The organism is Arenibacter catalasegens, from assembly GCF_002909235.1.
Taxonomy (GTDB): domain Bacteria; phylum Bacteroidota; class Bacteroidia; order Flavobacteriales; family Flavobacteriaceae; genus Arenibacter; species Arenibacter catalasegens.
On the sequence record NZ_PHQQ01000005.1, the window covers coordinates 180,145 to 195,769 of the forward strand.

Sequence of the window (15,625 nt, forward strand, 5' to 3'; positions counted from 1 at the left end):
ATCAGTAAGTTTTGTACGATATTTCTTAATAAAACATACTATAGGTCGAATATTGCCGTTTTTTTTAACATAATATTATATAAGAGCTTATTTTAGCCCTCGCTAATTATGTTTTAAACCCCGCATACCATGAAAACATTCCACTATTTAATTTTAAGTTTAGGCGCTTTTTTAATTTTTGGCTGTAGCAATGATGCTATGGACGATTTGAACAATACAAGTCTAACAAACGAACAAGTTAAATCTCAAATGCAGGTCAATTCCATTTCCGATGGGCTGGACGAGTTAGTTTCAGAATTATTGATCAACGATAAAGCAGGAAAAAGTAACAAAACCAATACAGAGTGCACAGCGGTAACATTTACCGACGAAAGTATATCAGTAGCTTATAACCAATGTATCATTCGAGGTAAGACTATAAGTGGCACTATTGTGCTTACGGGCAACAATGGTAATACGGATGGCACGAAGGGGAGTTTTGAGGTTACCTTTAGCGACTTTACCTTCAACGACCATATCCTGAACGGTACCAAGAGTTTTTCTTTTGATTTTTCCAACTCTAACAGTCCCACATTTACAATAATCACAGATGCTACTTTCGAGGACGCCAATGGAAATACTGTGAATTGGAAAGGAAATAAAGTACTTACTTGGCATTTTGAGAACATTAATGCCGAAGGAGCCGATGCTACCTGTACAGGAGATTGGGATATAACAGTAAACGGTACTACCTATGAGTTTACAGTGACCGAACCACTATCATGGAATTTGGGTTGCGCCTTTATTACTTCTGGCGTGGTACAATTGGAGGTAGATGGTATGACCGCTTCTTTGGACTTTGGAAGTGGTACTTGTGACCAAAAAGGTACGGTTACCTATCCAAATGGAGACAGTGAGGAAATAAGCTGGTAAGAACTAAATAATTGCTTATAGATTTTAATAAACCCCCGATGAAATTCATCGGGGGTTATTTTTGAACATTCACTTTACTCAATTGGTTTTTATTAATTTATGTGGGTGCATGAATCATCGATTTCTTTGCTTGTGCAATATCTTCTCAACTAAAACCCATTCAAGTAATCAAATGCAGTACCCATAACCAAATCTACCTTTCATTACACTCAATTGGTTTTTATTGTTTTTTAACGGTTTTCGTGAATCTTTGATTTAGTTCATTGATTTCTGCTTGTTATTTCAAGGTATTCATGAACCTTCGGTTTCTTTGCTGTCCAATGAAACCGACGAACGGATGTTAAGGAACAACTTATTCTTTCATTTTCTTTGCTTGTCCAAAGAAAACGAAACAAAAGAAAAGACCCTTCTTCACTAGGTGGCCCTAAAATCTTGGGATTTTATGGACCGATGCCATGGCCTAAATTATTTCCAAGGCTTCAATAATTCTTACGGCCATGACATCTCCACTACGGCAGAAGATTGCCCCTAGAATGCACTTTGAGGACAATGTTCAACGGCATTAAATAAGGAGTAAAAATTCTTCGACACTAAAGGTTAACGGAACAGATAAACGGCCTATTTTTTATTTAAACTTTAATATGCCTAGGTTAGCTAAAGTGGTTATCGGGATTAGTGTTAAATTAATGGTTAGGGGCAGGAGGGGAGTGGAGGGTTAACATCTTCCTTTGACAATAGGTGAATACCAATAAAAAGCAAGCTTCCAGAAGAAAAGTTACCGTTTATCGAGAAAATAATCCGTTACATCGATGCGACGAAGGTGTTAATTTTGGTTTAAAGTAATGTTAATGAGGGATTTGCCCCATTTAAAATGGGATTTTTGTTGTATCTTAATACTGCAAAACAAGAAAACCAAAATTATATAAGAGTAAACCACAAAAATCTGTTAACCCTAAAACAACACTTATCCTATGGAAACAACCCCAAAAATTAGTAGAAATTTAATTAGCCGGCCTTCCAGCAGTGGATGTATTCTAAAATTGGAACGAACCAATAACGATTTGTGCCAATTGGAAAAAAAATTGACCTCCTATGTATGCGAACCTAACACATACACCTTATTTATTAAATCTGAAACGCTACGGCAAACTTTGCGAACCTTAAAAAATTCGAATGCTGAATTGATCAAGGCCTTAAAAAGGGAAAAGGATTTAAAAATTGAACTTTTTGAAAAAACCATGGCTCAAATTCGTTCTTATATTGAAATACAACAGTCAATTGAGGAATACAGTAATCTATTAAGATATTAAATGAATCCTGTAATTTTCCCGATTATATAGTAAGCATTCGAGGGGGCAGAATTATAATCATAAGAGAATAATAGGATAGAAAAGCTCTGAATATTAATATTCAGAGCTTTTTTGTGTTTTTAGGGATAGTATCTTATTTCTTTGCTGTCCAATGAAACCGACGAAGGATTTTCATTAATACCATCCTCTTTCATTTTACTCAAGTTGTTTTTATTGTTTTTTAACGGTTTTCGTGAATCTTCGATTTAGCTCATTGATTTCTGCTTGTTATTTCAAGGTATTCATGAATCTTCGATTTCTTTGCTGTCCAATGAAACCGACGAAGGAGGTTCATGAATACCTTATTCTAAAATAAACAAGCAATGAATAAAACGAAACAAAAGAAAAGACCCTTCTTCACTAGGTGGTCCTTAAAATCTTGGGATTTTATGGATCGATGCCATGGCCTAAATTATTTCCAAGGCTTCAATAATTCTTTACGGCCATGCCATCTCCACTACGGAAGAAGATTTACCTAACAATAGACTTTGAAGACAATGTTTAATGGTACTCACTAACGGACGAACTCAGGGATTGTTTATTTTATCTTTCTCTAATTCACACACAACTTTTGAGATTGATATTTGACTAAAATAAAAAAATAACTTACTTATTATTAGCTACTTACAGCTACAAATTCATAGTTGTTATTCAACAAAAAAAGCCTTGGATTGTAAAAATCCAAGGCCTTAGTGTTCAGGGGAAACTTAAATTACTTAATTTACATTAGCTCCCACATTACCCTGGGCCACTAAAGTGTCAAGGTCTTCGGTGCTTAGGTGTACATTAATGTATCCATCTATACCCAAGAGGGCATCATAATCCAATGCATCTCCAGCATTAGCTTGGGTTACGTTGGTTACACTTATGCCATTATCTCCCATGACACTGCCCAAAGTAACGATAACCGCTCCAGGAGCATCTGCAACAGCGCCAGTATGAATATGTGCCGGGTGTATTGAGCCTACTGTTGTACCAACCAATTCCAATGTCACCAAGGTCTCTTTGTTTACTCGCTCGGAAAAGGTAGCCGTTCCAAATATGGCTGCATTACTAACCGCTGCCAGATCGTAGGACACCTCGTTGCCAGTAAGTTCGTTCTGACCTATATCGCCCTGTGCTACCAAAACGTCCAGTTCTGCGATCGACTTATGAACATTGATATACCCATCAAATTCCAATAGCGCTTCATAATTAACTGCTGTTCCGGCATCGTCCTCCTCAATATGTGTCCAACTTTTTCCATTGGCACCTGCAACGGCCGAAAGGGAAATTACGATATCGCCACCTTCCGCAGCTGTATTCGCATGAATGTGTGCAGGATGTACGCCGTCAGCTGGAGTACCTTCCAATTGAAGTTCTAGGAGGGAGGCTCCACTTAAACGTTTGTGTACCGTAGCCGTACCACTAATGGTTGGCACCAAGACACTGTGAAGCGCAAATTCCTTAGATTCTCCCGTAAGCACGTTGATTCCTATATCGCCCTGAGCCACCAACACATCCAATTCGGTTGCTGATTTGTGCACATTAATATACCCATCAATTTCCAACAAGGCGTCGTAGGTAAGGGCTGCGCCAGCGTCATCTGCCTCAATATGTGTCCAACTTTTTCCACTGGTGCCAACTACGGGCGAAAGGGAAATGGCAATATCACCACCTTCAGCAGCAGAATTAAAATGTATGTGTGCTGGATGTTCCCCGTCATCTGGAGTACCTTCCAAAGCGATCTCTAGGAGGGAAGCCCCACTAACACGTTTATAGAAAGTAGCCGTTCCGCTAATACTGGCATCGGCAACACTGCTAAGGGCATATTCCCTGGAATCTGCCGTAAGTTCATTGATTCCTATATCGCCTTGCGCAATAAGGGTTCCTAGATCAGTTGCAGATTGATGCACATTAATATATCCATCCAATTCCAATATCTGGGCGTAAGTAATGGCGGTACCATTTTTAGTAGCACTTATAATAGTGGTACTTTCTCCTGTAGCGCCATCAACCGCATTAAGGTCAATAGTGATATCTCCGGTCTCTGCCGCAGAATTAGCGTGTACATGCGCTGGAAAACTTCCTGCAGCGGTACCCGTTAATTTTAGATTAACCGTTGCTGTACCGTCTTCATTTTCCACAACGGTGGCCGTCCCAGACACGGTAGCGTCCGAACGCGATTGTAATTGATAGGTTTTGCTTTCCCCGTCAAAAACACCTGGTGGTTGATCTGTACTATCATCGTCAGAACAACTGCTGGCAATAAGTGTCGTTGCTGCCAGAAATAAATAAATCATCTTTTTCATATACTATAATTTAGGGTTTAAACTGACTGTAAAATTATAAGGAAGGATTGGTGGGGCTTGTTGGAGATGATTTAATTATTGACTCGAAAGAAATAGGAAGAAGGAGGGCCTTTTTATTTCTATATGTATAGGGGTAACAAATGAAGGCCAGCGCACCAGCTCGCATAAAATTTCTGAGATATTCAATCTCCGAAATTTATATCGTATTTTACATAATGTAAATTATAGAACACTTATAGCAAATTAGCGAATAGCGCATTTTCGCGCTATTTTACATAATTGCAGATATCGGCCGACAGGACTATATCGTCAGCAATTATGTAAAAGCTAATTTGCGGCTACTTGATAAAGGTTAAATTATTACCGCATATGTAAAAAGGAAACCAACACGTTATTCTTATATAATGGTTCAATATTCCTAAGCTATAATTCTTTTGTGTACGGAATATTTAAAAAGACTGAGAATCTTATAAATTTTAAATAGCATATCCCGTACAAAAGCCCATGAATTTTCAAATACGCGATTCTCAGAGAACATAGCTCATTTAATTATCTACCACTTGACTAGTCCTAAGACATAAATTCCAAAGGTTGAGAATTTTTGGAATTTTGAGCATGATGATTCGGCTAGAATTTCAGGTATACTATTTATGTAAATTTTTTAGAAGGTTCGTGCCAGAGCTTGCTAGCCAGGCTCGTGAGTCTGCCGCAATTTCTTACGGACCAATACTTAACCTAAGGCACCTGCGACCTATCCCAGTAATTGAAGCTTTACTTTAAGTGTTTTAACATTATGTAAAATACAGCATAAATTCTGAGAATTGAGAATCTTTAGAATTTGGGGCGTGATGACTAGATGGAATCGACTGTCTTGATGCTAAGTCCAACGCTGCAACCCGCCACCAAAAGCAATCAGCCTCCGGCTAATTTCTTTTGACACGTAGATAATTTTGGAACAGGGCCATTCGTAAAAAAATGTACCCAAAGTACATTTTTAGCAAATGAGCCAGCTGGCGCGGTGGCGCTCAGTCGCTAAATTTTAGGATCCATATATTTGTTAATAGCCCCTACTCTACTTGTTATGTCAATTAAATTAGAAATTTCAATTATAGCAATCGGAGAAAATGTAGGCTTTGATGTTAATTATAGCATGTTTCCTGCTTCTTTAGCTTGAGAATCCTTACGACGTCCTATAAACGCTCCAATGAACATACCAATACAAATTCCAAAGGAAATCCCTAAAGACTTTTCAAAACGCTCACCTATAAGAACTCCAAAAACAACTCCAAATAACACTCCAAGACTTACGCTCAAGTTAGTGTAGTAACCTTTAGAGGTTAAAGAAAATGTATCCTTTAAATATTTTTCAAATTTACTTAGTGCTTTTTTGAAAAATTTTGTTCTGTTTTCAGGATTCGATTTTAAATTTAAACTATCCAATTCCATTTCTAAGGATTGAATTTCATCTTCTGAAAATTCCCTATTTCTCAATACCCTTAGATTATAAACAAATTTTTCATAAACCTTAATTTCAGATTTTTTAGTTGATTCAGTTTTTAAACTTTCAAAAAAGTTAAATGCGTTTTTAAGTGTCATAATTTTTAATGTTTTCTTGGTTAGTGGCACATGTCAAAAATTATTACACCCAAAACTTATTTTTTTTAAAAAACATATCATAACACCATATTAATTAAGCGATTAGCTCGTTAAACTTTCAATATCAACAATCAACTCTTCTAGTTTTTTGAATACCCTTCCATAAATAATGTCTAAATCCCATTTATAAATTCGACCTCCAAAAAGGACTAGTAAACCTAAAATTAATGCGACTATAACGATTCCTATTAGTGGTATGCCAAATATGAGATAGGTATCTGGAAAACCGAAGAGGAACTCATTAACAAGTCTTTCCCCTAAAGGCATACCTTCGGCGTCTTTAAACCAAAAGCCCAAAATCATTGACATAAATATAATGGGATACAAAAATCTTGATATTTTCTTATTAATAGATACTTGCTTTTTTACCCAATGGTTAAATGCCTTTAAATATTGATAACTACTAACACCCATATCTATTTTGTCTAAATCACTTAATAATTTCTTATTAATAATGACAAGCACAGACAGGGTAACAAAAAATATAACACCCGTTATTGGTATTCCAATAAAAAATGAGACTATTAAAAAAGCAAATGAGAATGCCACAATTGCAATCAAATTTAATTTAAACATTCTTTTAAATTTATCAATGATATGAATTGATTTTTGGTCGTATAGCTTGTTTATTTTTGGAGCTACTAATGCGTCACTCTTAAGAAAACCTTCTTTCCATATATATTCAATTGATTTTTCCATCTAATATTTTTTTTAGTCTAATTTTAATTCTTTTCACACGTACACCAATATTATTCGGATTTGTTCCAATAATTTCAGCAATTTCTTGATACGGTTTTTCTTCTAAATAAAGCATGATAATAGCTCTATCTATTTCAGAAAGTTTTCTAATAGCATCGTATAATAAATTTAAGGATTCGTCTGAAAATGCATAATTATCTTCAGTTTCTTCAGCAGGTAAAGAATCAGATACAAAGTGTTGAAAATTATTTTTCCTTTTCTTAAGTAAAGTTAAACAGACGTGGCCGTTGCAGAAGTGCTCTACGTATAAGATATTGACCCTAGTAGGTTGTTTTTACGGAGCCATTCGGAGAACCGGCCTTGGTTGGATTTGCCGGATAAAAATGGTCAGGAAGCCTTGGAATGCGTCCATGATCGTCCTGAAAATCCGAATGGAGGGTTTCCCTCCCCCTTTCTTAAGGTACTTTTTCAGGTTGAATGCGATCGCTGCCATGAGCATGACCTTGTGGGCACCGGCCTTGCCAAGCACGCCTATTTTTCTTAGACCGTAGAACTGGGTAAGGCTACCGAATACGGGCTCCACCGTACTTTGCCTCAGATTTTTCATCCGTTTGCCCTTTTCACTGTGCTGTCTGGCGTAGGCCCTCAAGTATTGCTCGTCATAGATCGTTCTGATTATCTTTTTGCATTTTGTATTCGGCACACATTGGGGTTTCATGGGGCAGGCCTTGCAGTCCTTCGGTGCCGCCCAGTAGTTTTTCAGTACGTTCCCGTCCCTGTTGGTATAGAATGCCTTGAAGGGCAAGGGCCTGTTCATCGGGCATCTATATTCATCCCTTTCCTTATTATAGGGAAAGCCTTCTATTTTAGGTTTGTACTTCCCGAAAACGGGTATCCATCCGATGACCTTCCGTTGCTCGAGAAAATGGTAGTTGGCGCCATTGGAATAACCTGCGTCCGCCAGGAGATCCGTCATTATGAGCTCGTTTTTCCTTAAGCGGTTCTGGACCCGCAGGCCGATATCGGTCAGGTACTGACTGTCCCTGCCGTCGGCAAAGTCCGCTTGGATATGCGAGATCACGCCTTCCGCGGTATCCACTGCCATGCTGCAATGGTAGTTCAATTTTCTGGCCTTGCCCGGCTTTACCGATATGCGCGCATCGGGATCATGGGGGTTATAATGCGTTTTATTGCTAAGTAACCGCGCTTTTTTGTGGGATGCACCTGTAAGGCGTACAGGACTGTCCCTCAGATTTTGGTGGTGTTTCTCCACGCGCTTCAGCTCGTGCACGGGAGCGGAGACACGTGCGGGGGATACGGTTCCTGCACGTTTTTTTGTGGTTTCCCCGTTTTCTTCCGACACTTTTTTCAAGTGGCTCTCCATCGGGGTGGCCGGCATTTTCGGCACTACGCTTTCCATGGATGCATTTGCCTTTATCGGGGCCGAATCCACTGCCTGGGTGTGGCCGGACACCATTCCGCTATCGATACATAGGGCAAATACCTTGTTGAACAATGTTACGAACAGGGATTCCGGGTAAAGTTGCCTCGTCCTGCTTATCGTTGAATGCCATGGCAGCTCCTCGTCCAGGTCATAGCCCAGAAAGTAGAGCACATCCATTCGCATACTGCAATGTTCCACCAGTTTTCGGTCGGAGGTGATGTTCTCGAGGTAACCCGTGATCAACAGCTTAAAAAAGACTACGGGGTCGATCGAAGGGTTACCGGTCCTGCCATAAAGTTCATTGGTATCCTTATAAAGAAAACTCAGGTCAAGCGTTTCGCGGAGCCTTCTGTAAAGATTTTCCTTTGGAATCCGGTCCGATAACTGGAAGCTGAGGAACAGTTTTTCGGTATAGTTCTTTCTGCCTTGCATACCTTTAATTTACGCATTTCCACACATTTATAAAAGCAAAAATTGATGTTTATTGGAGTTCTGCAACGGCCACAGACGTTTAATGAAATTCGGTAGACCCACGTACTCCATTTAGATTCCTCTCTAAAATTGTCTTTACTCCTCCAGATTTGTAAACACACTTCTTGGTAATAATCTTCAAAATCTTCTTGCGAGTTTGTGTATGCTCGGCATAATTTTATGATTATTCCGGCAAACGGTAAAATAGAAGAATTATAAAAATCACTACTCAATATTGTTGTTTTTATTAGTTAGTGGCGTAGATGAAAAATTATTACACCAATTAACTATTATATTGCTATCAGTTACGTCTAGTTCACTTTTTATATTTCGAATGGATAACATAAATGACTTATTACTGCTGTAACCAAGAAGGGTTGATATTGTATTATTACTTCTTAATCATTAAAATAATAAAGCGTTAACACATTGCACTCCCCTCCTACCGCCTAACCTCATTCTTAGGTTTCATTACCGTTTTAAAAGAAAAATTTAAAGACGGCATAATTTTAGAAGATTGAGAATCTTTTAAAATTGGAGCGAGTTAGAGCCTTGGCTTTTGTGCTTGCTTTTTATAACCCAAGCAAAGTATCATAACCATGCCTACGCAAAAAAACTACGTCTGACAGGGTCAAGAAAGTATAGGTTGGTTCATAAAAATAACTCTCACAAAAGCTCGCGAATTTTCAAATACGCGAATTATAAGCCACCAATATAGACGGCTACACTTGCTACTAATTGTTCAATGGTGCTTTATCCAAATAATGTATAGCATATGCGTAACTTGCCTCTTGCCCGGCTTTAAGTTGTTTAACATTAGGCGTCATTTCCAAATTGATCTGTACTCGCTCTGGACTCCAGAAAAGATTTAAATTTTCAAAAGTACCCGGTTTAAAACGTTGCTCTACACCAAATCCAGATTTCTGATTGTAATAGGCAAAGCCCCCCCCTATAAGACCTTCTTTCATTATTGAATTTGTCCTTTCTGCTGGTTTTGCATTTTCCCAATCTTGGTTTACCTGCAACCAATTGTTAGCCTTAACATAAACACCAACTTCTTGAGGGTCTAAAGAGCCTGACCCAGCATTGTATTCCGGGTGAACGAAGAAATTAAAGGGACGGTCTATCTTTGATTTTAAAGAGGTTTTAAAGTGAATGCCATCTCCTTCGAGACTTATTGTACGTTCAATTCGTGCACCATCTTTTGTGGTAAGTGCAATAATTACTTTTGTAGGGCTTTGCTCCACAATTTCATATCCCAAAATTCCATCAGGTTTTGGGCCATCTCCCTCTCTAACCCATTCTTCAAAACGAAAACGATCAAATGAACTCGTAGGCTGAACAACGTTTTGGTCTGTAGGCTTATAGGTCATCTCAACCACTTTAGCATTACTTTCAGGTAATACCACTAAACTCCAATAGTTATTTTCTAATTGAACTGCTTTCAACCCTGAAAAAATATTGCGCATATTTTCTAGGTAGGTTTCATTTTTCACATATTCATTATCCATTATTACATTATACTTTGCACATAGATCAGTGTATTTATCCAATAAAGCCTCATCACCATCCTTTAAGGAAGGCTTACAAAAACCATTTTCATAGGTAAGATTCATAGTCGCTACACTCAATTTTGCACGATAAACACATAGCGAAGCCTTTTCAACTCGTGTACGCACCTCTTCCGATTTTGCCAATGATCGTGCCTCCTTAAAAAAAGAATCTATTTGATCTACTGTTTCGGCATTTATACCTAAAGGTGCTTCAGTAGAAAAAAGGCCGGGATGCCTCTTTTCTTTTTCAATCAAATTGTGATAATAACTTAAGTAATTAATAATAGGTTGTGCGGCTTCCTTATAATGCATTCTACAAAAATCAATTGTTTCTTGCCAACTATCGCGACCAGGTTTCCATAGACAGCGTGAAATTACATAATTCCGTAAGTCACTTAACTCAGTAGAAAAACCATTTCCGGCTGCCTGCATAAATACGCCACGACCACTATTGTTTGCAAAATATTCCACATTATTTCCGATAGTTTGTAGATTTGGAAAAGGGAGGAGAAACGCCCTGAAATTGACATTGTAATTCCAAATAAAGATATTTTTGACTATTTTATTCCAGTCATCCATATCCTTACTAAACTCTTCGTTCAGATTGCAAGTAGGATCGTCAATAGCATGAAAATTACAACATTCAATACTACATAGCATAAGCATAACATTATCTCTAGGAATTATAGTTTTCGGTGGCTTACGCGTGTATTCGTAAGCATAAGTACCTATTAAAACTTCTGGATGCGTTTTTTCAACACGCTCTGCAACGGCATTGACAAAGGAAATCATGGTGCCCGCATGGGATTCCTCTTGAGCGTCTAGGGCAGCACAAGTTTCGCAGGTACAGTAACTACCATTATCCATTTGTGCAACGTTAAAATTCTTTCTTGTGGGATCTTTCTCAATGGCCTCCAATGTAGCCTCTGTTACAATGTCTAGAACGTCTTTATTCGTTAAACATAATTGTGGTCCACCGCCATGCATGCTTACTTCTCGCCTTCCGTTGACCAAAGCATAGTATTCTGGATGTTCTTCGCCATAAATGGAAGGAGGAACAAGATTAGATACATTATGACTTACACGTATATACCCCGTAATACCGCCAAATTTCTCTTCACCTTTAACCGCATTGGTTCTCAGTTTAGCAGCAAACGAAGGGTTTTGGAGTGTTTCACCATAATGGGAAGAACGAAAAGCAAAAGGAGGAACGTAACTATAATTTTGCCCTTTGATCCTAAAATTCTTATTTTTCCCTTCCTTAGGATAGAAAGTATGATCATGGGTCAAGAATCGAACACCACAATATGTTTCAAAAAACTCATATACACCATAAAGCGTACCACGAGGTTTACCTCCGTAAATAGCTATTTGATCCTTAGAAATATCGATATTAAATCCTTCTTCACCAAGCTTTTTTGTTTCTGTCCCTAAACCAACCTTAGCAGCTACTTTAGGACCTATTAAAATGGTTTTTCCAATCTTTGATTCGGAAATGTCTATGGGCAACTCTTTACCTGTAAATTCTCTAAAAAGCCTTTGAAATTCGGTTGCAGCATACAATTCTGATGCTTTTGCGTCCGAACTGCAAAAGATTCCGTTAAAAGTGGACAAATTTGGCCCATCTGCGGGTAGCGCATCCCATTCTTCTTCTGAAAATGAGGATGCTACCTTTGGTGAACATTGTATTAAAGAACCCATTAATAGTATTAAAAACACCCCTTTTAAAATAGTATGTTGCATCTTTTCTTTCATTCCAATATGTATTTAGATTTGTGAAAATAACAATTTATTTAACAATAACACCGTTTGGTATATTTTCCGAGTCAAAAAGAAGTCCGTTGATATTCAAATCAGCCATTTCTTATAATTTAAAGCTATACTTAAAATTCATTTCATACACATTCCCACTTCACTCCTATCGTGGCTTGGACGGCAGCGTATATCCATTACATTTTCAGGAAGCTTATAGAAAGAAAAAATAAAAGACGATGGTCAAAATTACAGCGCACCTCCCGATTGCCATCGGGACACTCAAAAAAATAAAGATTGAGAATCTTTATTTTTTATGCCGTAAGCAAAGCTCAAGTTACCCAGCCTCAAAGGCGAGGCAGGCGCCTTTCGGAACATTACGAATCAGAAAAAGAATCATAATTTGACGTTATATCAAATAGCGAAAAGTTATAAAAATTATTAGCACTGTTATCTCCTAATTAAAATTAAGAGAAGGATAATTTAAAATTCTCGTATACAATGAAAAGTACTGGTTGACGGTCGTTTTTCTTAGCGATCTTTTGGCTTTAATAATACAATCTAAAATCAAGTAATTTACAGACGTTGTAATGTCTTTGGTGCAACTCTTCTACAACATCTAACATATTATCATCTTCCTTAAATAAGTTGAAGAATGCTTTATCAAGATTTCCGCTACTTATTCCATTAAATTCATTACCATAGCCAGAAACACCTTTTGCGCCAGTGATATCCAAAAAATATTGTGCTTCCTCTTCGTCTAAATCTAGGATTTTTGCATTCGAAAAATGAAAAATCTTTCCTTTTAACCTTCCTTCAAAAATTTCTGCAATTTCTTGTAAACTATAGTAGTAGTCATTTAAACATATACTATTTGCTTCACCTGTTATAACCAAGTAGATTATTTCATAGTCTTTAAAATTATGATCATCCAAAATCAGTGCATTTAAGCTAGCTTCTAGTCCTTCAATGGTGTCGCACGTTTTATAAATACTTGCTATTCCATATTTCATGGCCAATTGTTCCAAGTTTTCTTGGGCTTCGGTAACCTTGTCCGTTTCTATTTCTTGAACCCCTTCTAAACAATAAATGAAATAATCTGCATCTATAAATTGTTCCTGGGGTAATTGTTGTCTTTTCTCTAACAAGTTTCTTAAATTATATAAAGTATGTTAAACACAAAATTACTGTAACTCTTCTAGTTTTTCAGCGTTTTCATATAAAATCCCATTCACACACATTGCCCTCACTCCTGCCGTCGGGTCGCATAATTTATGTACTATTACCTTTTCAGAAAGTACATATAGAAGGAAAAAAAATCTGTGAAGATGGTAAAACCTTAACTGCTTTTATTCAAAATCAATGCACGGGCCATCTCTAAAAGCAACTTTTTTTCTTGAATAGATCTTTTTAAAGGCAGTTGGGCTAAACCTATTAACCTGCGCATCATCTCTATTCCGGCCACCTGAGCGAGTAATTGCTGGTTCAGCCTTCCTGGATACCTACTTTTTATTGTTTGGAGGCAATCTATATTCATCGTAATCATAATACTATGTGCCGCCAGTACCCCAATGTCAAATTCAGCAAATCCCATAAAGCTGAATTCTGGATCAATTAGGTAGATGTGGTCTCCTTTTGTCATCCAACTCCCGGGATAATAATCACCGTGCAAAAGTATATTGCCTTGGGACAGGTATTGTTCTCCCACCTTTGAAATCTCCTTTTTTAATGTTTCATCAGTCCTATACACAAGAGCGAGTTCCTGAAGTCCCTCCTGAATGGCATTCAGGGAGAAATCACTTTCCTTAAGAAAAGGTAGTACAAATATGTGTTGGTGATTAAGTAATCGCAATTCCATATTTTTAGGGTACTGTATAGGTATGGATTTATGGATTTGGGAAGCAATATCTATAAGCTGATGGAGTTGGGAAGTGCTAATATTTCTATCATCATACAAGTATGACATATCCTTACAATCCCCTAAGTCTTCCAGTATTAATAAATGGTTGTCTGCATTATAGGTTAGAATTTCAGGAATATGTGGTTCAATAGCTTTATTTGTAACTGCTTTGTAAAATTGATGTTCTACATCTATACGCTCAATGGGCGCCATTATATCTGGGTATTTTTGAACAAAGGGCCGCGATTGCTTTACAATAAAGGAACGCCTATTGGTACGGATCCTAAGGACAACGTTCATGTTTCCCTCACCAGGCTTTTCAACGGAGAGAATTTGTTCGTGTTTTGAATCAAAAAAACCAATAGTATTTAAACAAGTCCCGAAATCTGAAATTGAAGTGGTAGCATCTAGGTACATACTGTATTTTTTATATTTTTTTAAAGCTTTGCCAGAAATCTGTTTTCATAATTTCTACCTCTATTTCTGTATGGATGTTTATTAAGCGTTGCGTATTTTCTATAGGCGTTAAAAAAGTTTCGGTTTTTGATAATTCGGGATGAGCGAGTGCTTCTATGATAGCGACATCCCACATAATCCAGGTGCTCTTTTCCGGATCTTCTTTGGTCCACCAGCGTTCATAGGTTTCCCATCGGTTTATCAGATAATCAGAGATACCTCCCCTATTTTTTAAATTATTATCTACTTCTGCTTTTGTAAACACAAGGTACTGGCTGGTAGTTGCTGTCATTATATTAAGATCAAGACCTTCGGTATTTAGAAGAATCTCTACCGCTTTAGGGTCATTTCCTGTATTGAATTCCTTTTTGTTATACGAATTGGTTTCCACATTATGCCAAAAACCGAGATAGTGTACTTTCAATTTTGGTATGATGGAGGGATCCTCCAAAATTGCACTGGCAACATTGGTACAAGAACCTAAAACAACTACATTCAATTTTTGACCGGCAGGCAATTTATGCGCCATGGCAACTATAAAATTCGAAGCAGGAGAACTAGCTGATTCAGCGCTATTCTTAATGGGTACATTACTCCCCAATGGAAGCGGCATGTCCTTTCCCATTAATTCTAGTATCCTTTCGTTCATTCTTTGGCTTTCATAAACCGTACTATCTGTTGCCAGTGGTGACGTATGAAACTGCGCGGAAGTAATGCCTAGAATATTGAATTTGGGCTCTGCAATTGCGCGTACAATGGCATAAAGATCATCTACTTCATTTGCCGTATCGGCATCAATAATGACGGGTAAACGCAACTCTTTAACCTGGGCTTCTACAGTAACATGTACGAAAAGGAATAGTGGAATTATAAATTGAAGCAAAGAGATGTGAATAGCTTTACGAAAATTTAGGGTTTTAAAAATCCGGAGTTTATTATTTTGTTTCTGCATTCATTCTTTCTATAATTGTTCATCCTGCGCTTGGTCGTATAAATTGAACGAACATTACCTTTCGTAATATTGAAAAGCCCATGAATTTTCAAATACGCGATTTATTGGGCACCAATAAAAACAACAGCGCTTGTCTCAAATTCAAAAGATTGAGAAGCTTGGGAATTTTGAGAGCGTTAATGCGGTTGGT

12 protein-coding genes are annotated in these 15,625 nt (G+C 37.6%); 2 read left to right on the forward strand and 10 right to left on the reverse strand.

What is annotated here, in order from left to right:
• Positions 1–129: 129 nt before the first annotated feature.
• Both CWD90_RS06355 and CWD90_RS06360 read left to right on the forward strand, forming a co-directional pair.
• Entirely contained in the window at positions 130–912 is a 783-nt protein-coding gene (locus CWD90_RS06355; RefSeq protein WP_103475093.1) for a hypothetical protein, read from the forward strand.
• A gap of 971 nt (positions 913–1,883) precedes the next feature.
• Positions 1,884–2,222: a hypothetical protein gene (locus CWD90_RS06360; protein ID WP_103475094.1), complete on the forward strand. Its 339-nt coding sequence runs from the start codon at positions 1,884–1,886 to the stop codon at positions 2,220–2,222.
• Between the two features lie 755 nt (positions 2,223–2,977).
• On the opposite strand, the gene CWD90_RS06365 is transcribed toward CWD90_RS06360, so the two are convergent.
• From CWD90_RS06365 to CWD90_RS06410, 10 genes are all read right to left on the reverse strand, one after another.
• On the reverse strand, positions 2,978–4,552 hold the full coding sequence (locus CWD90_RS06365; RefSeq protein ID WP_103475095.1) for a CHRD domain-containing protein: 1,575 nt from the start codon (positions 4,550–4,552) through the stop codon (positions 2,978–2,980).
• 1,143 nt (positions 4,553–5,695) lie between these two features.
• Positions 5,696–6,148, reverse strand: a complete 453-nt coding sequence (locus CWD90_RS06370; RefSeq protein ID WP_103475096.1) for a DUF456 domain-containing protein — start codon at positions 6,146–6,148, stop codon at positions 5,696–5,698.
• Between the two features lie 102 nt (positions 6,149–6,250).
• Positions 6,251–6,907, reverse strand: coding sequence for a hypothetical protein (locus CWD90_RS06375; protein WP_103475097.1), 657 nt, complete (start codon positions 6,905–6,907; stop codon positions 6,251–6,253).
• Positions 6,891–7,220: an RNA polymerase sigma factor gene (locus CWD90_RS23570; protein ID WP_103475098.1), complete on the reverse strand. Its 330-nt coding sequence runs from the start codon at positions 7,218–7,220 to the stop codon at positions 6,891–6,893. The genes CWD90_RS06375 and CWD90_RS23570 overlap by 17 nt, the downstream gene beginning before the upstream one ends.
• Before the next feature lie 21 nt (positions 7,221–7,241).
• Positions 7,242–8,783 (reverse strand): IS1182 family transposase, encoded by a 1,542-nt coding sequence (locus tag CWD90_RS06385; protein WP_103475099.1) that lies wholly within the window; start codon positions 8,781–8,783, stop codon positions 7,242–7,244.
• Complete coding sequence (locus CWD90_RS06390; protein WP_103475100.1) at positions 8,675–9,055, reverse strand: sigma-70 family RNA polymerase sigma factor; 381 nt, start codon at positions 9,053–9,055, stop codon at positions 8,675–8,677. Before CWD90_RS06390 ends, CWD90_RS06385 begins: the two co-directional genes overlap by 109 nt.
• Before the next feature lie 501 nt (positions 9,056–9,556).
• Positions 9,557–12,130: a DUF4838 domain-containing protein gene (locus CWD90_RS06395; protein WP_103475101.1), complete on the reverse strand. Its 2,574-nt coding sequence runs from the start codon at positions 12,128–12,130 to the stop codon at positions 9,557–9,559.
• Between the two features lie 545 nt (positions 12,131–12,675).
• A complete protein-coding gene (locus CWD90_RS06400; RefSeq protein ID WP_103475102.1) occupies positions 12,676–13,275 on the reverse strand; it encodes a DUF6642 family protein in 600 nt (199 codons plus the stop codon).
• 191 nt (positions 13,276–13,466) lie between these two features.
• Positions 13,467–14,444, reverse strand: coding sequence for a phosphotransferase (locus CWD90_RS06405; protein WP_103475103.1), 978 nt, complete (start codon positions 14,442–14,444; stop codon positions 13,467–13,469).
• 10 nt (positions 14,445–14,454) lie between these two features.
• Positions 14,455–15,435: a nucleoside hydrolase gene (locus CWD90_RS06410; protein WP_103475104.1), complete on the reverse strand. Its 981-nt coding sequence runs from the start codon at positions 15,433–15,435 to the stop codon at positions 14,455–14,457.
• Positions 15,436–15,625 lie beyond the last annotated feature (190 nt).